Annotated in this window: 20 protein-coding genes and 2 pseudogenes; 5 read left to right on the top strand and 17 right to left on the bottom strand. The window is 70.5% G+C overall.

The features are described from left to right. Positions 1-130 precede the first annotated feature (130 nt). Together ACKUU6_RS28410 and ACKUU6_RS28415 are read right to left on the bottom strand one after the other, a co-directional pair. A complete protein-coding gene (locus tag ACKUU6_RS28410) occupies positions 131-913 on the bottom strand; it encodes an alpha/beta fold hydrolase (RefSeq protein ID WP_407991420.1) in 783 nt (260 codons plus the stop codon). A 20-nt stretch (positions 914-933) separates the two neighbouring features. Further along, entirely contained in the window at positions 934-1,170 is a 237-nt protein-coding gene (locus tag ACKUU6_RS28415; RefSeq protein WP_407991421.1) for a DUF4287 domain-containing protein, read from the bottom strand. Here ACKUU6_RS28415 and ACKUU6_RS28420 point away from each other — a divergent pair. Then, positions 1,126-1,464: pseudogene (locus tag ACKUU6_RS28420) on the top strand (transposase); the annotation flags it as partial. The gene ACKUU6_RS28415 and the pseudogene ACKUU6_RS28420 overlap by 45 nt on opposite strands. A gap of 29 nt (positions 1,465-1,493) precedes the next feature. Here ACKUU6_RS28420 and ACKUU6_RS28425 read toward each other — a convergent pair. The 6 genes from ACKUU6_RS28425 to ACKUU6_RS28450 form a co-directional block, all read right to left on the bottom strand. Then, complete coding sequence (locus tag ACKUU6_RS28425; protein WP_407991422.1) at positions 1,494-2,054, bottom strand: dihydrofolate reductase family protein; 561 nt, start codon at positions 2,052-2,054, stop codon at positions 1,494-1,496. A 150-nt stretch (positions 2,055-2,204) separates the two neighbouring features. Further along, positions 2,205-3,200, bottom strand: coding sequence for a sigma-70 family RNA polymerase sigma factor (locus tag ACKUU6_RS28430; protein ID WP_407991423.1), 996 nt, complete (start codon positions 3,198-3,200; stop codon positions 2,205-2,207). Positions 3,201-3,262: 62 nt separating this feature from the next. Continuing rightward, positions 3,263-4,105, bottom strand: a complete 843-nt coding sequence (gene efeU, locus ACKUU6_RS28435; RefSeq protein WP_407991424.1) for an iron uptake transporter permease EfeU — start codon at positions 4,103-4,105, stop codon at positions 3,263-3,265. A gap of 15 nt (positions 4,106-4,120) precedes the next feature. Then, positions 4,121-4,915, bottom strand: a complete 795-nt coding sequence (locus ACKUU6_RS28440) for a cupredoxin domain-containing protein (RefSeq protein ID WP_407991425.1) — start codon at positions 4,913-4,915, stop codon at positions 4,121-4,123. Between the two features lie 346 nt (positions 4,916-5,261). Next, complete coding sequence (locus ACKUU6_RS28445; RefSeq protein ID WP_407991426.1) at positions 5,262-6,830, bottom strand: alpha-L-arabinofuranosidase B; 1,569 nt, start codon at positions 6,828-6,830, stop codon at positions 5,262-5,264. A gap of 146 nt (positions 6,831-6,976) precedes the next feature. Continuing rightward, complete coding sequence (locus ACKUU6_RS28450; RefSeq protein ID WP_407991427.1) at positions 6,977-8,524, bottom strand: alpha-L-arabinofuranosidase B; 1,548 nt, start codon at positions 8,522-8,524, stop codon at positions 6,977-6,979. Positions 8,525-9,265: 741 nt separating this feature from the next. Here ACKUU6_RS28450 and ACKUU6_RS28455 point away from each other — a divergent pair. Together ACKUU6_RS28455 and ACKUU6_RS28460 are read left to right on the top strand one after the other, a co-directional pair. Then, entirely contained in the window at positions 9,266-10,690 is a 1,425-nt protein-coding gene (locus tag ACKUU6_RS28455; protein ID WP_407991428.1) for a non-reducing end alpha-L-arabinofuranosidase family hydrolase, read from the top strand. 108 nt (positions 10,691-10,798) lie between these two features. After that, positions 10,799-11,416, top strand: coding sequence for a hypothetical protein (locus ACKUU6_RS28460; RefSeq protein WP_407991429.1), 618 nt, complete (start codon positions 10,799-10,801; stop codon positions 11,414-11,416). Positions 11,417-11,446: 30 nt separating this feature from the next. Here the strand turns inward: ACKUU6_RS28460 and ACKUU6_RS28465 are convergent, their stop codons facing one another. From ACKUU6_RS28465 to ACKUU6_RS28480, 4 genes are all read right to left on the bottom strand, one after another. Then, entirely contained in the window at positions 11,447-12,001 is a 555-nt protein-coding gene (locus ACKUU6_RS28465) for a polysaccharide deacetylase family protein (RefSeq protein WP_407991430.1), read from the bottom strand. A 68-nt stretch (positions 12,002-12,069) separates the two neighbouring features. Beyond that, on the bottom strand, positions 12,070-12,447 hold the full coding sequence (locus ACKUU6_RS28470) for an ROK family protein (protein ID WP_407991431.1): 378 nt from the start codon (positions 12,445-12,447) through the stop codon (positions 12,070-12,072). Positions 12,448-12,568: 121 nt separating this feature from the next. Next, positions 12,569-14,551: a TIM-barrel domain-containing protein gene (locus ACKUU6_RS28475; RefSeq protein ID WP_407991432.1), complete on the bottom strand. Its 1,983-nt coding sequence runs from the start codon at positions 14,549-14,551 to the stop codon at positions 12,569-12,571. Positions 14,552-14,588: 37 nt separating this feature from the next. Continuing rightward, on the bottom strand, positions 14,589-15,782 hold the full coding sequence (locus ACKUU6_RS28480) for a Gfo/Idh/MocA family protein (protein ID WP_407991433.1): 1,194 nt from the start codon (positions 15,780-15,782) through the stop codon (positions 14,589-14,591). Positions 15,783-15,915: 133 nt separating this feature from the next. Between ACKUU6_RS28480 and ACKUU6_RS28485 the strand changes: the two genes are divergently transcribed. Continuing rightward, positions 15,916-16,746: a helix-turn-helix domain-containing protein gene (locus ACKUU6_RS28485; protein ID WP_407991434.1), complete on the top strand. Its 831-nt coding sequence runs from the start codon at positions 15,916-15,918 to the stop codon at positions 16,744-16,746. Positions 16,747-16,819: 73 nt separating this feature from the next. On the opposite strand, the gene ACKUU6_RS28490 is transcribed toward ACKUU6_RS28485, so the two are convergent. The 3 genes and pseudogenes from ACKUU6_RS28490 to ACKUU6_RS28500 form a co-directional block, all read right to left on the bottom strand. Then, positions 16,820-17,308: an RICIN domain-containing protein gene (locus tag ACKUU6_RS28490; protein ID WP_407991435.1), complete on the bottom strand. Its 489-nt coding sequence runs from the start codon at positions 17,306-17,308 to the stop codon at positions 16,820-16,822. A gap of 2 nt (positions 17,309-17,310) precedes the next feature. Continuing rightward, positions 17,311-17,574, bottom strand: a pseudogene (locus ACKUU6_RS28495) (hypothetical protein); the annotation flags it as partial. After that, positions 17,475-17,936, bottom strand: coding sequence for a hypothetical protein (locus tag ACKUU6_RS28500; RefSeq protein ID WP_407991436.1), 462 nt, complete (start codon positions 17,934-17,936; stop codon positions 17,475-17,477). The gene ACKUU6_RS28500 and the pseudogene ACKUU6_RS28495, both read right to left, overlap by 100 nt. A gap of 10 nt (positions 17,937-17,946) precedes the next feature. Here ACKUU6_RS28500 and ACKUU6_RS28505 point away from each other — a divergent pair, with 10 nt between their 5' ends. Continuing rightward, positions 17,947-18,876, top strand: coding sequence for an ROK family protein (locus ACKUU6_RS28505; RefSeq protein ID WP_407991437.1), 930 nt, complete (start codon positions 17,947-17,949; stop codon positions 18,874-18,876). A 38-nt stretch (positions 18,877-18,914) separates the two neighbouring features. On the opposite strand, the gene ACKUU6_RS28510 is transcribed toward ACKUU6_RS28505, so the two are convergent. Beyond that, positions 18,915-19,901, bottom strand: a complete 987-nt coding sequence (locus ACKUU6_RS28510; protein ID WP_407991438.1) for a phosphatase PAP2 family protein — start codon at positions 19,899-19,901, stop codon at positions 18,915-18,917. A gap of 213 nt (positions 19,902-20,114) precedes the next feature. Beyond that, on the bottom strand, positions 20,115-20,825 hold the full coding sequence (locus ACKUU6_RS28515) for a hypothetical protein (RefSeq protein ID WP_407991439.1): 711 nt from the start codon (positions 20,823-20,825) through the stop codon (positions 20,115-20,117). Positions 20,826-20,845 lie beyond the last annotated feature (20 nt).

Here is a 20,845-nt window from a genome sequence, read left to right on the forward strand (position 1 = left end):
CGGGTAATAGACGGCGCCACGCTAGGAGCCCGCCCGGGCGGTGTCAACGGCCGCGGCGCACGGCGACCGGCACCGGCCGCTGGTCCCGGGCAGCCCTCGATCGCGCACTGCCGTCCGTGGATCCACGGGATCAGCCGGCGAAGAACTTGAGCAGGGCCGGGGCGAGGACGTCCGCCGCGATGTCGTGGGTCTGGTCCGGCACTGTCCGGGACTCGGCGTCGGGAACTGCGGCGGCCACCGCACGGGCTGCGGCACGCAGCAGTTCCGGGCTGGCGCCGCCGTCGAGAACGAGGACGGGCACGGTGATCCAGGCGAGTACGTCGGCCGGAACGTCCGCGCCGGACGCCCCGCCCAGGACTTCGGCGTCGTACGCCAGGGTGAGCGCCACCGCCTCGAACGCCGGCCACACGGGTGAGCTGCGCAGCTGCTCGACCATCGGCTCGGGCGCGCCGACGAACGTCATGAACCGGGCGACCGCGTCCCCGCGCCGTCCCTCGGCGAGATCCGCCGACAGGCCGGCCGCGTAGCCGGTGAAGCGTGCGCGCTGCCCGTCGTCGGTGCTGAACGGCGGCTCGAACGCGGCGAGTCGACTGATACCGATGCCGCTCGCGGCGGCGCGCAGGGCGAGCGCCGCGCCGGAGGAGACTCCGACCACCGCCGCCGTCCCGCCCGCAGCGGCGATCACGGCGGCCAGGTCCTCGACCTCCCGGTCCACGGTGTACGGCGCGGTGTCGCCGCGGCCGCGCCGGTCGTAGGTGTACACCTTGTGGTGCGCGGCCAACTGCTCGGCCACCGCTTGGGCGGGCCCGAACGCACGGTGGCACAGCGCGCCGTCCACGAGGACGACGGCCGGACCGCTACCGGTCGCGGTGCAGGCGATGGTGGTGCCGTCGGCGGAGACGATGCCGGTCACGGCAGGTCCTTTCGGGCGGGTCAGCGGGAGGTGTTCTCGGTGAGGGTGGCGGCGACCAGGGCGTTGGCGTGGCCGTGGCCCAGGCCGTGTTCGGTCTTCAGCCAGGTGACCAGCTCCATGTGCCTGGTCAGCGGGGAGGAGCGGATCAGGTCCTGCCATTCGGTGATCGGTCGGCCGTGCTTCTTCTCGATCGAGGGGAAGTAGCTGGCGGGGTCGTCGCAGCTGGTGACCTGAGCTCCTACGCGGACGCCGGCCATCTCGCCTCGGCGGCCGGGCTCGTGCCCGTCCCCCGCGACTCCGGACGGCGCACCGGCAACCTGCACCGGCCGAAACGCTACATCCGCCGCCTCCGACGGGTGTTCTACATGTCCGCCCAGACCAGCATCATCAAGGACGGCCCCAACCGGGACTTCTACCGTAAGAAGCGCGCCGAAGGCTGCAAGCACGTCCAAGCCATCATCGCTCTCGCCCGCCGCCGGGTCAGCGTCCTGTGGGCACTCCTGCGCGACAACCGAACCTTCACCCCCGCGCCGGTCGCGCAGGCGGCTTGATTTCTTCATTGAGACTCCTGGTCGGTCGGTTACTTGTCGGCCGGGCCGTAGACGGTGTGCAGCACGCCGGTGGTGAAGGCCGTGTTGCTGAGGAGCTCCAGCCGGATCGGGTCAGCGGTCTCGTCGAACAGCCGGAGGCCGCGACCGACCGCGATCGGGTGGACGAACAGGTGCAGCTCGTCGATCAGCCCGGCGGCCAGCAGCGCGCGCACCACGGAGGTCGAACCGGACATCCCGATCGGGCCGCCGGGCTCCGCCTTGAGGGCGGTGACGGCCTCGGTCAGGTCGCCCTTGAGCTGCTCGGAGTTGCGCCAGGTGAACTCCAGCTCCGAGCGGGAGACCACGATCTTGCGGGTGTCGCCGAGCGCCTTGGCCATCGGGGCGTCCTCACCGCCGGCCTCCTCCCGAGCGGGCCAGGCGCCGGCGAAGGCGTCGTAGGTGACGCGGCCGAGCAGCACGGTGTCGGCCGCACCGAGCTGTGCGCCGACGGCCGCGCCCATCTCCTCGTTGAAGTACGGGAAGTGCCACTGCTCCGGGCTCTCGACGACGCCGTCGGCGGCGATGAACAGTCCGGCGGTGATCTTCCGCATGGTGGTGCTCCCTGTGTCTCTCGGGTGTGGGTTGCTCTCACCCGGTCAGACGGGACACGGTGCGCGGACTCATCGGTCCTCGGCGAACAATTCCGAGATTCTTTTCGGCTGCTTCCCGCTACGACGGAAGCGGTGCGCTCCGAGGGACCGTCAGACTCCGGTGGAGCCGGTGGCGGGGAGTCGCATCGGCAGACCCCAGAGCGGGAAGAGCCGCTCGGTGTCCATGTGGTTGGTCATGGTGTTGATCCGCCCGTCGGTGATCTCCAGCACGGTGATCCCCCACGGCGTCCAGCCGTTCTTGTCCTCGGCCGGCCGGTACTGTGCGAAGGCGGGGGAACCGTTCGCCTCCACCGCCAGCAGTCGCGACCCACGGCAGCCGCAGCCCGCACCGAGCCACCACTCGCCCAGGTCCACCGCGCCGCGTACCCACATCTGGTAGGGCGGCATGTTGAGCACGGCGTCCTCGTGCAGGAGCTTCTGCAGGCCCTCGATGTCGAACGCCTCGAACGCCCGCACGTACCGCGCCAACAGGGCCTGCTGGGACTCGTCCAGCGGCTTGTACGTGTCGCTCGCCGGGATCCCGCCGCCCTCCGCGAGCGTGGCGCGGGCGCGTTGGAGGGCGCTGTTCACCGAGGCCACCGAGGTCTCCAGCAGGTCGGCGGTCTCCGCCGCCGACCACGCCAGCACCTCGCGCAGCACCAGGATCGCCCGCTGCCGGGCGGGGAGCGTCTGCAGTGCCGTGACGAACGCCAGTCGGATCGTCTCCCGGCCCACGGCCAGCTCGGCCGGATCGCCGTTCAGCACCCGCCGGTCGGGGACAGGCCCCACCCAGATGTTCTCCTCCAGCTGCGTCAGATCCGGTGCGGAGGCCGCCACCGGCGAGGTCAGGTCCATCGGGCGGGCCCGCCGCTGTGCGGCCGGCGCCATGTCCAGGCACACGTTGGTCGCGATCCGGTACAGCCAGGTCCGCAGCGCCGAACGCCCCTCGAACCCGGCGTACTTGGTCCAGGCACGGACCAGCGTCTCCTGCACCGCGTCCTCGGCCTCGAACGCGGAACCGAGCACCCGATAGCAGTACGCGGTCAGCTCCTTCCGGAACGGTTCGAGCTGCCCGACGATGTCATCACGATCCTTGGTCACAGACACGGCCCCACCCTAGCGGCCGAGTCTGACCAAGATCATCGGGCGCAGCGACCTCACGGGGCGGCTCAGGCAGCCGGGACCTCGGCGGCGGGGACGGGCCTCGGTGCGGCCGGGACCGAAGGGCGGTGGAAGAAGAGCAGGGTGGGGACGAGGTAGCCGGCCCACACCACCAGCTGGAGGACCGTCGGGTCGGGCTGGAAGTTGAACACGCCCTTGAGCAGGGTGCCGTACCAGCTGTCCTTCGGAATCGTGGAGGAGATGTCGAAGGCCTGGTCGTACAGGCCCGGGATCCAGCCGGCCTCTTGCAGGTCGTGCAAGCCGTACGCGAGCACCCCGGCGGCGACCACGACCAGCATCGCGCCGGTCCAGGTGAAGAACCTCGCCAGGTTGATCCGCAGCGCGCCGCGGTAGAACAGCCAGCCCAGCACCACCGAGGTGAGCAGGCCGAGTATCGCGCCGACGAGCGGGTTCCAGCCGTCGCCGGTGGCCTGGACGGCGGTCCAGATGAAGAGCGCCGTCTCCAGGCCCTCGCGGCCGACCGCCAGGAACGCGGTGACGACCAGGGCGACGGTGCCCATCGCGACGGCGGCGTCGAGCCTGCCGTGCAGCTCGGCCTTGAGGTGCCGTGCGGTGCGGCGCATCCAGAAGACCATCCAGGTCACCAGGCCGACCGCGACGATCGACAGCGAGCCGCCGAGCGCCTCCTGCGCCTCGAAGCCCATCTGCGAGGAGCCGAACTGGAGCACCGCGCCGAACGCCATGCTGAGGACGACGGCGGCGGCGATGCCGGCCCACACCGGCGCGAGCCGGTCCCTGCGGCCGGACTTGACCAGGTAGGCGATCAGGATGCAGACGACCAGGCTGGCTTCCAGTCCTTCGCGCAGGCCGATCAGGTAGTTGCCGAGCATGAGGGGACTCCTGGGTCAGCTGACGGTGAAGGTGGTGGTCATGCCGTGTCCGGCGTGACTGCCGATGCCGCACTTGAGGGTGTAGGTGCCGGGCTGGGTGAGGGCGATGACGGCCTCGCCCTTCCGGCCGGGCTTGACCGGGCTGACCTCACCGATCTCCTTGCCGTCGGGCCCGAAGACCTCCAGCTCGTGCTCGACGGTGCCCTTGTTCTCCAGCTGGAACCCGATCCGCTCACCGGCCTTGGCGGTGAACTTGTCCATGCCTTCGAACTCGAGCTCGTACTCCGTGGCCTCGACCTCGACCTCGCGGTCGTACCCGCCGTCGCTCGACGGCGTGGCGGAGGCGGTGACCGGGGCCGGCGCGGAGGCCGCGGGCGAGGCGGGAGCGGACGGAGATGCTGACGCCTTCGCCGTGTCGTCCGCGACGGTGATCTTCGTGCGGATGCCGTCACCGGTCTGCCCCGGCTTGCAGGCGAGCTCGTACGCACCGGCGGCGAGCTTGACGGTCATCTCGCGGGAGGTGCCGGGGCCGATGTTCTCGACCTCGCTCACCACGTGGCTGAACGTGCCGTTGTGCTCGCCGTAGACGTAGACCTCGGTGACCCGGCTGCCCTTGTTGCTGATCGCGAACACCGTCTCGCCCGTCTTGAACCCGGCCGTGGCGACCTCGCAGGAGGTCTCGGTGGCGGTGATGGCGGTCCTGTCGCCGGCCGCGCCGGGGGCGGGGGAGGAGGTGGGCTTGTCGCTGCCGCAGGCGGTCAGCAGCGGTAGCGCGAGCAGGGCTGCGCCGAGGACGGGGAGCGTGCGCAAGGGAGTTCTCCAGACGCGGACGAGGGTGAGCGGAGTCGGTACGCCGACCGCCGGCCGCACCCCCGCGCAGACCGGTGAATCGAAACCCGGCGAGAGCCTAGGCCAGCCAAGGCTTACCTAACAAGTGATGCCATGTCAGGTTCCACGTCCGGGCCGCCCAGCCCGGCGGCTCCGCCCACGAACGGTGCCGGTGCCGCAGCGGATCACCGGTGTCGGCCCTCGATGCGAACCGATCCCGAGACGCGGACTCCGACGTGCCCGGCGCTCCCGCTCCGACGCAGCAGCCGGCCCGCCACGGCTGGGGAAGCGGTGGCGGGCCGGTGTGCGACGGTGGGACCCTGGCGGCTCAGCCCCAGGGCTGGGCGACCAGCCAGCTGGTGTCGGCGGCCCAACTGGTGCTGCTGTCCCAGCTGTTGGTGCCGCCGTTGCCGGCTATGTAGGCCGTGTAGTTGTAGTGGCGGAGGTACTTGGTCGGGAAGTTGGCGGACTTGAAGGAGGTGCCTGTCCCGCTGTTGCCCGATGTGGGGCAGAAGGTGGCGTCCGCCGCGAACGAGCTGCCGCCGCTGTCGGTGTTCAGGTAGAGCTGGTAGTTGGAGTGGCGCAGGAACTGGCCGGGCTTGTTGGCGGACTCGAAGGACACGCAGGAGGTGTTGGCCAGGCCGGCTCGGACGATCCAGGTGGCGTCGGCCTTGTCGGTGGCGGAGCTGGCGGAGCTGGTGCTGGAGATGACGACCTTGGTGTCGGCGCTGTTGTGGCGCAGGTAGTGGGAGGTGCAGCAGGGTGCGGTGGTGGCCTGCAGGGAGATCCGGGAGCCGGGGGTCAGCGTGCCGGTCCCGGTCGAGCCGCTGGTGTAGCCGGCGGCGGTGATGTTGGCCTGGACTGCGTTCTCGGTGGCGTCCGAGGGGTAGCCCTGGGTCATGACGCCTTCGTAGAAGGTGCCTTGGCCGGTGTTGCTGTTGTCGCCGCCGATGCCGAGGAGGATCGCACCCTGCTTCTTCATCGGGTTGTAGCCGCCGGCGGTGGGGCGGATACCGTCGTAGAAGGTGGACAGGCTGCCCGCCTGGGCGTTGCCGCCGCGGATGGCCCACTGGTTCGGACCGCCCTTCAGCATGGCGGTCGTGAACCGGTGGTTGATGGTCGGGTCGCCCGCGTTCTGGCCGCGGTTGACCCCGGAGAACAGGCCGTTCTCCAGGTCGGCCATGATCCAGGGGCCGGTGCCGCTGCCGGAGCCCCAGCCAGTGCTGGTGCCGAAGTAGAGGGCCTCCATGGTGCCGTTGCCGTCGTCGTTGCCGGTCGTCTCGGCGTTGCCGTAGTCGAAACAGCAGCCGCCGTTGACGTGCGTGCCGTCGAAGATCGCGTACATGCCCTCGGGCTGGTCGCCGGTCGCGATGCCGTTGGTCTTGTTGTTCCGGTAGCCGGTCCCGGGGGCCACGTAGACGCCATACGCCTTGTGGCCGCCGACGGTGACCGGCGCCTCGAAGGCGTTGGCCAGGTTGTCGATCCCGCCCGCGCCCGGCCCGGGCCAGTGGCCCCCGAGCGCCTGGGTGAGATTGTTGCCCTTGGGGGACTGGTCGTAGATGACGGTGATGACGCAGCTGGTGTTCACGCAGAAGGAGTCCTGCTGCGCGGCGTCGGCGTAACCGCCCGCGCTCAGCAGGCCGATGTTCCTGGTCGCGTTGTCGGAGGCGCGTTTGACCTGGTAGAGCGGGCCGTTGTACGCCCCGTACAGGGCGCGGGTGGTGCTGTGCGCGGCGACGCAGGGCGTGTTGCCGGCGGCGTAGATGTCACACGGCCCCTGGGTGGCGGCCTGCGAGGTGGTGGCCGCGGCGGTGAGCAGGCCGGCGGCGAGCACCACGGTCGTACCGGCTCCGAGCAGCGCGCGTCCGGCGCGGCGGATCCAGGGTGGTGTGATCATGAAGAACTCCTTCACAGGGCGGGGTGTGAGGTGAGCATCGAGGAACCCCCGGTGCCCGGTTGCGGGCGATGCGGGTCAGGTTGACGCCCCGAGGGCCGGTGCGGATTCAGCGGTCTTCGGCACCGGACCCCGGGCGGGGCCGCTGGTCAGCTCCAGGGAGCGGCGGCGAGCCAGCTGGTGTCCGGGGCCCACAGCGTCGGGCTGTCCCAGGCGTTGGTACCGCCGTTGCTCGCGAGGTAGCCGGTGAGGCCGTAGTGGCGGAGGTACTTGGCCGGGTAGTTGAAGGACTGCATGGACCAGCCCGTACCGCTGTTTCCGGGCTTGGGGCAGAAGGTGGCGTCGGCGGCGAACTGGGTGGTGCCGGCACTGGGCTGGAGGTGGAGCTGGAACGCGTAGTGCCTGAGGTAACTGCCGGACGCGTTGGCCGACTCGAAGGACACGCAGCTGCTGTCGGCCAGACCTGCGCGGACGATCCAGGTGGCGTTGCCCTTGTCCGTGGCGGAACTGCCGGAGGTCACCGGCGCGATCACGACCTTGTCGTCGCCCGTGTCGTGCTGCAGGTAGTCGCCGGTGCAGCAGGAGCTGGTGGCTTGCAGCGACACCTTCGCGCCCGGGGTGAAGGGGGTGGTGCCGGTGCTGTAGCCGGCCGCGGCGATGTTGGCCTGGACCGCGGCGTCGGTGGCGTCGGAGGGGTAGCCCTTGACCATGGCGCCCTCGTAGAAGGTGCCCGCGCTCGCGTTGCGGTTGGTCTGGCAGCAGTCGCCACCACTGCCGAGGATGATGGCGCCCTGCTTGTGCATCGGGTTCCAGCCGCTGGGCAGTGCGCCGCTGTAGAGCTGGGTGAGGCTCCCGGCCTGGGTGCCTGCGCCCTTGAGCGCCATCTGGGTGGTGCCGTTGTTCTTGAGCATCGCGGTGACGAAGCGGCTGGTCTGGGAGACCTGGTTCGGGTTCCACGTCTTGCTGCCGCCGGAGAACAGACCGTTCTCCAGGTCCGCCTGTACCCACGGCCCGGTGCCGCTGCAACCGCCGAACCAGCACTCCGTACCGAAGTTGATCGCGTCCATCGCGCCGTTGCCGTCGGCCTTGTGGTCGATCTCGGAGTTGCCGTAGTCGAAGCAGCAGCCGTTGTTGACGTGGCTGCCGCTGGTGACCATGTACTCGCCCTCGGGCGAACTACCGGTCGGCACACCCCCGTTGGCGTTGTAGGCGAAGTAGCTGTTGCCGGGGTTGATGTAGAGCGCGTAGGCCTTCTTGCCGGCCACGCTCAGTGCCTCGGTGGTCGCGGTGGCCGCCGTGTCGGCGCCGCCGGTCCCGCCGGGGCCCTGGTAGACCAGGGTGTTGCCGCTGCCGGTCTGGTCGTAGACACGGGTGATGGTGCAGTCGGTGCCCGCGCAGAAGGAGTCCTGCGCCGCGGCGTTGGCGATGCCTCCGGCGGACAGCACTCCGATGTCCTGCAGCGTCCCGTCCAAGGCCCGGTGTACCTGGTACAGCGGACCGTTGTAGGAGGCGAACAGCGCGCGGGTGGTGCTGTGCGCGGCGGCGCACGGGGTGCCGCCTGCGGCGTAGATGTCGCACGGGCCCTGGGCGGCGGCCTGGGCGGTACCCGTGCCGGTGAGTAAGCCTGCGGCCAGCACAGCGGTCGCTCCCGCTGCCAGCGGCCGCCGGACACGGAGTAGCCACGTTCGTACGGTCATGAACAGACTCCTGCGGGGGTGGAAGGAGGAGGCAGTCTGGTGTTAGCGCTAACAATGCGGCCCGAGAAGGCGCCGTGCGAGGGAGGGGGGAGTCGCCGCCTCGGTCGCGTCGCAACGGCCATCACTATGACCAGAGGGCGGGGCGCGGTCAAGACATCGCGCAAGGACTGATTGTTAACGCGCACATTCGTCGAGTCCGGGTGCCGGGTGTCTGCCGCGGCGCCAGTGAGGGAGAGCTCTGCCGGGGAGGCAGGTCGGCCGGGGCCCCGTGAGCGGGGCCGCGTGGCCACTTCGGGCACTGGGCTCGCGCCGGCGGACAGGGGCGCCGAAGTGCCGGTGGGGTGGGGGTTCGTTCGCGCCCTCAGTGGTGAGTCCACCAGTTTCTCACCCACGCTGCGCGGCGCTGCCACTGGCGCCCTCGCCGCCCGGGATGGTGACGGCGCGTTCGGTGCCGTCCGTGAACGGGTGGCTGGAAGCGCCTGGCGCGAAGGGGTCGAGCGCTGCCGTTGTCGCCGGCTGATGCGACGTCAGGAGCCGTCACAACCTCCGGGGCGGGTGCGGAGGTGGATCGCGGTCGGCGCGTGCACATGCCTGGACAGGGTCGAGGCGGCGGGTCTATAAACGTGGAACCAACTCCTCCACCCACGCCGCTACTCTGCCACCAGCATTTGTTAGCGCTAACAATTTGCGGTCGTCTCCCTCCCCCACCAGAGCCACTGGCTCAAGGATGACGAGTTCCTCATGTTCAGATCCAATGTCAGCCGCACAGGTCCGCTCCCCGTGTTCGCCGCCGCCGTCGCGGTCCTGGTCGCCTTGGCCTCGATGCTCGTTGCCGGTCCGGCCAACGCGGCGACCACCAGCGCCGTGCGCGGCGTGAGTTCCAACCGGTGTCTCGATGTGCCGGGCTTCAGCCAGTCCGACGGCACGCTCCTGCAGATCTGGGACTGCACGGGCGGCACCAACCAGCAGTGGACGCTGACGGACAGCAACCAGCTGACCGTGTACGGCACCAAGTGCCTGGACGTTCCGGGGCACGCCAACACGGCCGGGACCCGGGTGGCGATCTACACCTGTAACGGCGGTACGAACCAGCAGTGGCGGGCGAACGCCGACGGCACGATCGTCGCCGTGGAGTCCGGGCTGTGCCTGGACGTCTCGGGCGGCGGGACCGCCAACAGCACGGCGGTGCAGCTCTGGAACTGCACCGGCGCCGGCAACCAGAAGTGGACCGGCCTGGCCGCGACCTCCTGTGCGCTTCCGTCGACCTACCGGTGGAGCTCCACCGGTGCGCTGGCACAGCCGGCGAACGGATGGGCCGCGCTGAAGGACTTCACCACCACCACGTACAACGGCAAGCACCTGGTCTACGCGACGTACTCCGACGGCAACTGGGGTTCGATGGGCTTCGCTCCGTTCACCAACTGGTCGGACATGGCGACTGCCACCCAGACCAAGATGAACCAGGGCGCGGTGGCACCCCAGCTGTTCTACTTCGCGCCCAAGAACGTATGGGTGCTGGCCTCGCTGGGATGGGGCACCAACTGGACCTTCACCTACCGCACGTCCAGCGACCCCACCAACCCCAACGGCTGGTCCGCGCCGCAGAATCTGTTCACCGGCAGCGTCCCGGCCGGTGACGGCGGCGGCCCGATCGACCCGACCCTGATCGCCGACGGCCAGAACATGTACCTGTTCTTCGCCGGTGACAACGGCAAGATCTACCGGGCGGACATGCCGATCGGGAACTTCCCGGGGGCCTTCGGCTCCTTCACGACCGTCATGAGCGACACGACGGTCAACCTGTTCGAGGCGCCGCAGGTCTACAAGGTCCAGGGCCAGAACCAGTACCTCATGATCGTCGAGGCGCGGGGCACGGGCGAGCAGCGCTACTTCCGCTCCTTCACCGCCACCAGCCTCACCGGTACGTGGACCCCGCAGGCCGCCACCGAGTCCAACCCCTTCGCGGGCAAGGCCAACAGCGGCGCCACCTGGACCAATGACATCAGCCACGGTGACCTGGTCCGCAACAACCCCGACCAGACCATGACCGTCGATGCCTGCAACCTGCAGCTGCTCTACCAGGGCCGGACCCCTCCGCCGCCCGGGGACAGCACCAAGTACGAGCTGCTGCCGTACCGGCCGGGCCTGCTCACCCTGCAGCGCTGACCCGGCCCACCGGGCCTGGGTGAGTCCACCCGCTGACCGATAGTCACCACCTTGAGGAACCCCGGTCGCGCGTCGACTGGGGTTCCTTGCTGTCGTGAAGCTCGTCGGGTGCGCGACCGCAACCTGGTGGCGACCGTGCAGTACTACAGCTGGTACCCGTTCAGCCTGAACATCGCCAACGGCACGACCTACGGCGCCACGAGCCAGAAGGACCTGACCGAGGGCTTCCGCCGGGTGCACGACACCCTCGTCGCCAAGGGCATCCCCGTCTACCTCGGCGAGTGCGGCCTGCTCACCTCGCCCTACTCCGGCCGCGTCGAGCGCGGCGAGATGCTCAAGTACTTCGAGCACGTCAACTACGAGGCCCGGCGCAACGGCATGACCACCGCGATCTGCGACGCCTACGACAAGCCGGTGCTGTCCGACGCCACCGGAACCGCCGCGGGGCTGACCATCCCCAACCGGTTCAACGGTGAACTGATGGCCCATGTGGAGTCCACCTACGCGGACGGCACCGCAGCGGGCCCGGCCTCCTGGACCACGTTCCAGTCGTTCGACAACTACCGCGCCGGCTACGGTGCCGACACCACCACCGTCAAGGCCGACTTCCTCAAGTCGCTCAAGGACGACGCTCCCGTGACGCTCACCTTCCGGTTCTGGATCGGCGCGACCGCCACCTATCACGCGATCAAGTCCGGTACCACGGTGACCGGCACCGTCTCCTGACACCTCCGCACCTTCCGGGCGGTGGCGTCGTCACCGAGGCGGAACCGGGCCCGGCCGCAGACCCCGCTCGGCCCAGGCCGCCAGCAGGTGGGGTACGGCCTCGACGGTGGTCCGACGGCCGTGGTCGTGCATCAGCACTATGCCGCCCGGCCGTTCGTCCTGGGCGGCGCGCACGATGGACTCGGCGTCGGCGCCCGCCCAGTCGCGGGTGTCGGTGGTGCACAGCACCTCGGTGAGTCCGAGTGCCGCCGCGGCGTCGCGCACCCGGGTGTCGGTGTCGCAGTAGGGCGGGCGGAAGAGGGTCGGGTAGTTGCCGGTCATCTCGTGCAACAGCTGCTGCGGCAACTGGATCTCGTGCCGCAGTGCCTGGTCGTCGAGGCCCGGCAGGTGCGGGTGGGTGTGGCTGTGGTTGCCCAGCCACATCCCGGCCTCGTGCAGGGCGAGCAGCAACTCCGGGTGCCGGAGGACCTGTTCGCCGCACACGAAGAAGGTGGCCCGGACGCCGGCCCGGGTCAGCGCGTCGAGCAGGGCGGGCGTGCTGTCGGGATGCGGACCGTCGTCGAAGGTCAGGGCCACGGTGTTCATCGGTGCTCCCTCGGCATGAGGTGGGGACGTCCCCCGGGGCACCGGGAGATCGCCGCCGCTGGGTCAACTCACCGTACCCACAGAGTCTTTAGGTCAGCGAGAGGCCACCGGATCCTGACCGGAACGGGGCACCCGGTGGGCAGCAGGGTCGGGTCCGCCATGATCCGACGGACCGTCACCAGCGCCGCGCCCAGCAGGGGTCCGCGACGGCCCAGGGCGGAGCGGCGCAGCGCTTCCGGCGTCCAGGGCCGGACGGTCACCCGGGCGGCGAGTTCCTCCCGGGCGGATGGCAGCAGCCAGTCGGCGAGTTCGGCGCAGGCGCCGCCGAGGACCAGACCGTCCGGTTCGATGAGGTCGACGGCGGACGTGAGGGCCAGGCCGAGGGCACGGCCCGCGCGCTCCAGCGCCGCCACGGTCGGTGCGTGACCGGCGCGAGCGGCCGCCACGCCCGCCCCTCCTGCCGGTCCTCGGCCGGGGCGTTCCGAAAGTCCCCGGCCCGGGGCCGCTATCGCCGGTCCGTCCGGGCGCGTGACGTAGCGGCCCTGTGCGGAACGGCTCCAGGGGTGGTCAGCCCAGGCTGATTTCGACCTCGGCCCCTTCCCGGACGAAGACCGGGATGTGCTCCAGCGGGGCCTCGGCGTCGTGCGTCGTTCCGCCCTCCAGTACGCGACCGGTGGCCGGGTCGAGCCAGCGGGCACCGGACGGCAGGTACACCCGGCGGGTCCGGGCCCCCGCCTCGTACACCGGTGCTACCAGTACGTCGGGTCCGAGCAGGAACTGGTCGTCCACCTCCCAGGCGTGCTCGTCCTCGGGGAAGCCGAAGAACAGCGGGCGCATCACCGGGGCGCCGGTGCGGTGGGCGTCCTCGGACAGTCTCCGCAGGTACGGGCGCAGGCGCTCGCGCAGCTCCAGGTGGTGGCGGAGGATGGCGTACGCGTCCGCTCCGTACGACCAGACTTCGTTCGGTCCGCCGGTCATGTCGGTGGAGAAGGCGGGGTAGTTGGGCGCACGGTCCCCGTGCAGCCGCATGACGGGGCTGAACGTGCCGTACTGGAACCAACGGATGAGCAGTTCGCGGTACGCGGGGTCGTCCGGGTCGCCGCCGAAGAAGCCGCCGATGTCGGTGTTCCACCAGGGGATGCCGCTCATCGCGACGTTGAGCCCTGCCCGGATCTGGCGCCCGAGGGAGTCGAAGGTGGTGGGGATGTCGCCGGACCAGAGCAGGGCCCCGTGGGCCTGGCTGCCCGCCCACGCGGAGCGGACGAGCGACAGCGGCCGGTCCTCGCCCTCCGCGCGCAGGCCGTCGGCCACCGCGCGGACGTGCTCCAGCGGGTAGAGGTTCGCGACCGCGGCGGCCGGCCCGGCCGCGTAGACGGCGCGCCCGGCGAGGTCGGGGGGCAGGTCGGGCTCGCAGGCGTCCAGCCAGAAGCACTCCACGCCCAGCGCCCGGTAGTTGTCGTCGAGCCGCTGCCACAGGGCGGCGCGTGCGCCGGGGTGGGTGGCGTCGTAGTACGCCATCGGTCGGATCAGCGCGTCCCCGCCGTACCGGGACGGCCACGGGGAGGTGAGCAGGCCCCCGTCGGCGTCCCGTACCAGGTGTCCGGCCGAGCGCAGCTCCTCGTACGAGTCGCTGCCGGGCTCGACGGTGGGCCACACCGAGACGGCGAGTCGCACCCCGAGGTCCGCCAACTCCTCGATCATGGCGGCGGGGTCGGGCCACTCACTCTCTTCGAAACGCCAGTCGCCCATCCTCGGCCAGTGGAAGAAGTCGCAGACGAGGACGGACAGCGGTAGTCCGCACTCCTCGTACTGCCGTGCCACCGACAGGAGTTCGTCCTGGGTGCGGTAACGCAGTTTCGACTGCCAGAAGCCGGACGCCCACTCGGGCAGGAGGGGCGGCCGGCCGGTGGCCCGGGTGTAGGAGTTCAGGATCCGGGCCGGGGTGTCGCCGGCGGTGATCCAGTAGTCGACGCGTCCGCCGGCATCGGCGGTCCACCGGGTGGCGTCGGCGCCCAGTTCGACCCGGCCGGTGGCGGGGTTGTTCCACAGCAGTCCGTAGCCGCGCGAGGAGTGCAGGAAGGGGACGGCCGCCACGGTGTTGCTCTGGACGAGGTCGATCACACAGCCCTTCTGGTCCAGGCGCCCGTGCAGGTGCTGCCCCAGACCGTGCAGCCGTTCGCCGTCGTACGCCTCGAAGGACTGTTCCGTCCGGCCGCCCGCCGCGTGGACGCGCGCGCCGGTGTGGTGCGTGTGCGGGTCCCGCTCGGTGAGGAGTTCGCGGCCCGAGACGGCGTGGCAGAACCTCAACCGGCCGTCCGCCGAGGCTTCGACGGCCAGGCTGCCGTTGACCAGCCGGGCACTGCCGTCGTCCGCCACGGACACCTTGGGATCCGGGCAGGGCGGGGGGCTCTCCAGTGCACCGGGGGCGGCGGGGTCGATGATCCCGGGCGACGCCCGCACCCGGACGGCGTCCGGTCCCCAGGGCTCGATGCGGAGGATCTCCGAGGCGGTGTGCCGCTCCAGACCGCCCGCGCGCATGCTGTAGGACAAGGTCAGTTCCTCTGGTTATGGGACCGATCGGGTGAAGTCACGCGGTTCCGGGGCCGTCTCCGTGGTCGGGGACGGGCAGCCGTGCCCCGCCCTGGCGGGCGGACTGGTGGGCGATGATGCCGGGCAGCGTGTAGCGGGCGGCGGTCCAGGCGTGCAACGCCGGGGGCGTGCGCGTGGTGACCGCCACCGCGAAGTCGTCGGCGAGGAAGTGGTGGCTGCCTTCGTGGCCGTTGGGGGCGTGCTCGAACTCGCGCGGGAGGCGGGAGCGGTCGTGGACGGGAGCCGTGCCGGAGGCGAAGGCGCCGCGCAGTTCCGGGGCGACGTGGGCGAGGGCCGGGTCGTCCGGGGACAGGGTGGGCGTGGGGTGCAGGTGCTCGGTGAGGTCGTGCTCGCCCTTCTTGTCCTGCCACAGACTCACCGAGCCGAGCTGTTCGAAGACCGCCTCGGTGCCGAAGAAGCGGAAGCGCGACTCCTTGCCGATGTACCCGACCCGGCGGAACTCGTTCGTGCGGAAGCTCCCGCCGCCCGCCACCTCGAACAGAGCGGTCGCGTTGGAGAAGTCGTTGTCGAACCGGCTGATCTCGCGGTCGAACACACCGTCACCGCGCTGGTCCGGGACGCCGATCGCCGAGACGCTCACCGCGTGGGTCTGCCAGGCGCCGAGCACTCCGCCGATCGAGTGCGTGGCGTAGAGCAGGGGAGGGTAGCTGGCGGTGGATTTCCAGTTCTCACCACCGCTGTACCTGTACGCGTCGTAGAAGCCCCAGTCCATGTCGTGGACGTAGTCGCCCTCCGCGTAGAACATCCGGCCGAACGCTCCGCAGGCGATCTGCTCGCGCGCGTAGACGGTCGCCGGGTGGTAGTAGCTGGTCTCGCCCATCATGTAGATCCGGCCGGTCTCCTCGACCGCGGTGATGATGTCCGCGATCTCGGCCTCGGTCACGGCCATCGGGACCGCGCTGTAGACGTCCTTGCCCGCGCGCAGTGCCCGCACGGCGAGCGGGCCGTGCGTCCAGCGCTGGGTGAAGAGGGCGACGGCGTCGAGATCCGAGTCGAGCATGTCCTCGAACGAGGCCATCGTGCCCGTGAGTTGGTGATCGGCGACGAGTCGCTCGGCGCGCTCCGGGATCAGGTCGGTGACCCTGATGTCACCGACGTCCGGGTGCAGGTGCCAGAGTTTGGCGAACGAACCGGCGAACTGGCCGGCGCCGACGATACCGAGTGAGAACACGCGGGGCTCCAGAGGAACGCGAGAGCGGATGTGAGCGGCTGCCGGTCGCACGACGGCGCGGGTACCGGCATTGCTCCATGACGATAGGATCCGCCTCCAGGCGATGTCTGCACCGTTTCGAAGCGAGAACTTCTTGGATTCTCAGGATGCCCTGGTCGACGAACCGTCCTACCTGCGGAGCTGGTCCGGCGAACCGATCCTGATGACGGCTGCGCACCGGCACGACGATCTCGAGATCAACTTCGTGGCCGGCGGCGGGTCGATGCTCTACCTCTACGGCGGCGAACTGCTCGAAGTCGAGGCGGGCGGCCTCGCGGTGTTCTGGGCCGCGATCCCGCACCAGCTGGTGGCGAGCCGGGCGGCCCGGGTCCACTGGCTGCACGTGCCCCTCGACCACTTCCTGGCCTGGGGGCTGCCGCAACCGCTCCTGGCCCGCGTGCTCTCGGGCGTGCCGATGATCACTCCCGCGGCCCGCGCCGACGCGAGTGACCCGGCGAAGTTCACCCAGTGGGCCGTGGATCTGGCCGCAGGAGACGAGGAGCTGCACCGGATAGCGATGCTGGAGGTACAGGCGCGGGTCCGCCGCCTGGCGCTCGCCGCGGTCGGCGACCCGGCGCACCGGTACGCCGGGGACGATCCCGCGCTGCGCCAGGCGGTGTCCATGGCGCGGTACATCGCCCGGCACTTCCGCGAGCCGGTCACGGTTTCGGACGTCGCCGCGGCGGCGAACGTCCACCCGACGTACGCCATGACCCAGTTCCGCAAGGTCGTACGCACCACGATCGGCGAGTACGTGAAGCTGTACCGGCTCGCCGAGGCTCGCCGGCTGCTGGTGACCACCGACCTGCCGGCGAGCCAGGTGGCCGTGGCCGCAGGCTTCGGCTCGGTCAGCCGCTTCTACCGGGTCTTCACCGACGCGTGCGGAACCACCCCGGCGCGGTTCCGGCGCGGGCGCGGACTCTGACCCACCCGGACACCGCCGTCGGCGGCGCGGTCCGGGTGGGTCGGGCGTCAGGCCCCGGGAAGGCCGGCTCCGGTCAGGACACGGTCCAGGTCTCGGAGTTGGCGCTCGCGCCACCACCGAGCTCCTGGGCCTCCGCCGCTCCCTGGGCGGTCGAGCCCGCGACGCCCATGGTCAGACCGCTGCCGACGCCGACCAGCACGTAGTTGCGGCCGGTGTAGCTGCCGGTCAGGTCGAGGGCCCACTGCTGGTTCGGCTGACCGTTGCAGGTCCACTGCTGCAACAGGACGCCTGCGGTGGCCGACTGGCTCGGAACGTCGCCGAGGTTCACCGCCGTGCCCCGGATGGTGAGGGGCAGCCAGATCAGCTTCGAGGCGCCCAGGTCGGAGGCGTCGCAGCGGTCGACGGTGTAGACGTAGGTGTTTCCGGGGCTGCCCTGGACCGTGATGACGTTCGCCGTCTGGCTGCCGTAGGTACGGGTGCCGGGGCGGCGAAGTCGCGGAACGCCGACCAGGGGCCGGTCAGCGAGGTGGCGGTGGCGTAGATGTTGTCGCTCAGGCTCCACCTCCACCCCGTCAGGTGGGAGCCGAGGACGTAGTAGGTACCGTCCTTCTTGATCATGGCGGGCGACTCGACGCTGCCGCTGCTGCCCAGCACCGCCACCGCGCTGTCCACCGAGAGGTAGTCGGCGGACAGCCGGTAGATGCGCAGGCCGTTGTTGCGGTCCTCGCTCAGCAGGTAGCAAGTGCCGTCGTTGTCCTGAACAGGCCGAGGTCCCGACTGAGGTTGCCCTGCGGCCGGAATCTTCCCCGGTAGCTGTACGGGCCGCACGGGGTACTGCTGGTGGCGACCCCCACCTTGGCCTCGGAGCAGTTGCTGCTGCCGATGTGCACGTACATCACGTTGGTGCCGGTCGACGCGTTGTGGACGACCCTCGGCCGCTCCACGATGCGGCTGGGTCCCAGGTCACCGCTGGTCCGCCTGCTCAGGGCCTGGCCCTGGTAGGTCCAGTTCGCCAGGTCGGTCGAGGTGTAACAGGGGATCTCCTGGAACGAGGTGCCCGCCGAGGTCCGGCCGGTCTTGTTCTCGCCGAAGCCGTACCAGGTGCTGCCCTCCTTGACGATGCCCAGGCCGTGCAGCTGGAGCGCGTTGCCGTTCTGGTCGGTCCGGTCGGCACCCGTCGTGAACGTCACCCCGGTCCGGATGCCGGAGCGTGTTGGCCGCGTGGCGGTCAAGGTCGGCCGGGTGGTGCACGTCGAGGTCTTCGATCCCGCGTTGCGGGTCCTGCCCCGAGCCGAGTACGAGCTGCACCCGCACGCCAACTCGCCGGGCCACGTGGTGGACCGGATCGCCCGCGGAGTCGACGAGGCCATCGCGCAGGCCCGGGTGGAGCGCGCCAGGATCCTCGGGGTGGGCGTCAGCATCCCCGGCCAGGTACGGCCGGACGGCACGGCCTCCGTCTTCGCCTCGAACTGGGAGTGGAACGAGGTTCCGCTGCAGGCCCTGCTTGCTGAGCGGATCCCCGACCTGTCAGTCATCCTCCACAACCCGCTGCGCGCCAGCACCGTCGCCGAACTGTGGTTCGGTGCCGCCCGCGGCCGCGACAACGTCGCCGTCCTCACGCTGGGAACGGGTGTCGGCGCGGGCCTGGCCCTCCAAGGCGCGCTCTACCCTGGGGCCAGGAACACGGCCGGCGAATGGGGCCACACCAACCTGGTCATCGACGGCCGCAAGTGCCGTCGCGGCTGCGTCGGTTGCGTGGAGACCTACGTGGGCGCACCCTGCATCATGCAGCACCTCGCGGAGACCGACCCGGACAGCCCGCTCCTGCACCCCGACGACCAGGCGGCGACCATCAACGCCCTGGCCGCCGCCCACGCGGCCGGCGACCCCGTCGCCCGACGGGTGATCGCTACGACCGGTCAGTACCTCGGCATCGCCATCGCCGACCTGATCAACCTGTTCAACCCCCAGATCATCGTGCTCACCGGCTGGGTCGCCGACAGCCTGGGCAGCGCCGTCCTACCGCATGTCCGCGCCACCGCCGCCCGCTGCGCGCTCACCGAACCCTGGGAAGGCACCGAGATCAGCCTCTGCCCCATCGACCCTCGTCCTGGAGGGTTCCTGTCCTGAGCGTGCTGCTGCGAGCGGCTCCAGCCTGTTCCCGCCGTTCAGCCGCCTCGGGTCGCCGGGGCCGCCCGGAGGGGGCGACGGTTCGCTCGGCGCTCGATGAGGTGGGTGACGCCGCGGACGATCACCAGGGCGTAGAGCCAGCCGACCAGGATGTCGATGATGAAGTGCTCCCCGCCGTACACCAGGGTGAACGCCATCGCGAGCGGGTACGCGGCCAGCAGGACGCGGGTGCGGCGGGTGGCGATCGGCCAGAAGAAGAGGGCGAGCATCATCGGGTACGCGGCGTGGAGCGAGGGCATCGCGGCGACGTCGTTGGCGAACCGGCTGCCGTCCTCGAAGACCGAGGCGGCACGCGGGAGTTCGGCCTGGGAGAGCACGTCGGCGACGATCCGGGTCACCGGGGGAGTGTGCCCCTGGGCGGCCGCCATCCACGGCGGGACCGCCGGGTAGAGCACGTAGGTGAGGAAGCCCGCGTAGGTGACGGTGAGGTAGCAGGCGAGCAGGTGCCGGAACCTGGCGTGGTTCCGCCGCCAGAGCACCGCGAGCAGCACGAAGACCACGAAGAAGTGCGACATGTACACCGTGACGGCGGCGTAGTCGTACCAGTGCGCCGTACCGGGGGTGTAGAGCGCGTGCTGCAGACGTACCGTCCACGCCTCGCCGAAGCCGAGCGCCGTGTCGAACGCCAACTGGGGGCGCAGGTGGGGCATCCAGGGGGTGTGCGCGCCGTAGCCGCGCAGCAGAGAGTACGTCCACACCACCGCCATCACCGGCACCCAGTCCCGTAGGACCAGCAGGGTGCGGCGCCAGCCCTCGCCTCCGTGCACGGCGGCCGTGACCAGGGCGCCGATCAACCAGAGGAACACCAGGTCCTCGGTGTAGGGCAGGCCGTTGACGTACGTCCACCGGGCGAGCAGGACGAGGTAGAGCGGCCAGGCCGCCCGGCGGACGAACCGCAGGCGACCGGCGGAGGTCGGTCGTGAGGTGAGACCGGCTGGTGAAACGGACGAGTGCAGATCGGTCACAGGCGCGTCTCCTCGGGGCACGGATCCGCGCGGAAGGTCAGTGGATCGTGGGCGCCCGAGCAGCCTGTCATGCACTGATGAGCCGTTCCTGGGAGTTTCCTGATGGTCTCTTGAGAGGGGGGCCGCTCGGATGGGCGGCGATGCTGGGCACCCGCTCGCCCGACCCGAACTGCCGCCCACCGCGCGACCGGAGGCGGGCGGCAGCCGGGTGGGTCAGGCGGTGCGCTGGATGGTGTAGACGGTGTAGTTGCCGCACTGCGGGCCCGGCCCCCGGCCGGTGACCGTCCAGCCGGCCGGGATCGCGGAGTTGCCGCATACCTGCATGCTGGTCTGGCTGGTGATCTTCGCGAGGGTGTAGAGCCCGTACACCCCGCACGGCGTGTCGGCGGTCCGGATCGCGGTGATGACCCAGCCGTCAGGGATCGCGGACTGGGCACAGACGTCGATCGAGGTCTGGGTGGTGAGCCGGGTGACGGTGTACGTCCCGTACGTGCCGCAGGGCGTGCCGGCGGTCTGGACCGCGATGATGACCCAGCCGTTCGGAATGGCCGACTGGGCGCAGTCGGTGACGGTGGTCTGGGTGGTGATCTTCAGGAGGGTGTAGAGCGGGAAGCCGGCGCACCCCGCGCCGTTCTGCATGGCGGTGATCACCCACGCGTCCGGGATGGGCGAGTTGGCGCAGGCCTGGACGGTGGTCTCGGTCGTGAGCTGCATGATGGTGCGCTGCCCGTAGCCGCTGCAGCCCGACGAGGTCTGACTGACGATCACCCAGCCGGTGGGAACGGGTGTGTAGCCACAGATCGTCGTCGTCGCGCCACTCCGTACTGCGGCCGACGCCGCCGGAGCGGCGACCAGGGTCGTGCCGCCCAGTACGAGGGCGACGACCGTCAGCAGGCGAATCAGCAGGTGCTGCCGGCTTCTCATGTGAACTCCCTTGGGGTTCA

It is taken from the genome of Kitasatospora sp. CMC57 (assembly GCF_045866025.2).
In the GTDB taxonomy this organism is placed as follows: domain Bacteria; phylum Actinomycetota; class Actinomycetes; order Streptomycetales; family Streptomycetaceae; genus Kitasatospora.

Excerpts from the sequence above, each read along its gene's own strand:
- ACKUU6_RS28425 (WP_407991422.1), bottom strand. The coding sequence starts at position 2,054 with ATGCGGAAGATCACCGCCGGACTGTTCATCGCCGCCGACGGCGTCGTC.
- efeU (WP_407991424.1), bottom strand. The coding sequence starts at position 4,105 with ATGCTCGGCAACTACCTGATCGGCCTGCGCGAAGGACTGGAAGCCAGC.
- ACKUU6_RS28465 (WP_407991430.1), bottom strand. The coding sequence starts at position 12,001 with ATGAACACCGTGGCCCTGACCTTCGACGACGGTCCGCATCCCGACAGC.
- ACKUU6_RS28450 (WP_407991427.1), bottom strand. The coding sequence starts at position 8,524 with ATGACCGTACGAACGTGGCTACTCCGTGTCCGGCGGCCGCTGGCAGCG.
- ACKUU6_RS28515 (WP_407991439.1), bottom strand. The coding sequence starts at position 20,825 with ATGAGAAGCCGGCAGCACCTGCTGATTCGCCTGCTGACGGTCGTCGCC.
- ACKUU6_RS28415 (WP_407991421.1), bottom strand. The coding sequence starts at position 1,170 with ATGGCCGGCGTCCGCGTAGGAGCTCAGGTCACCAGCTGCGACGACCCC.
- ACKUU6_RS28505 (WP_407991437.1), top strand. The coding sequence starts at position 17,947 with ATGCCGGAGCGTGTTGGCCGCGTGGCGGTCAAGGTCGGCCGGGTGGTG.
- ACKUU6_RS28445 (WP_407991426.1), bottom strand. The coding sequence starts at position 6,830 with ATGATCACACCACCCTGGATCCGCCGCGCCGGACGCGCGCTGCTCGGA.
- ACKUU6_RS28455 (WP_407991428.1), top strand. The coding sequence starts at position 9,266 with ATGTTCAGATCCAATGTCAGCCGCACAGGTCCGCTCCCCGTGTTCGCC.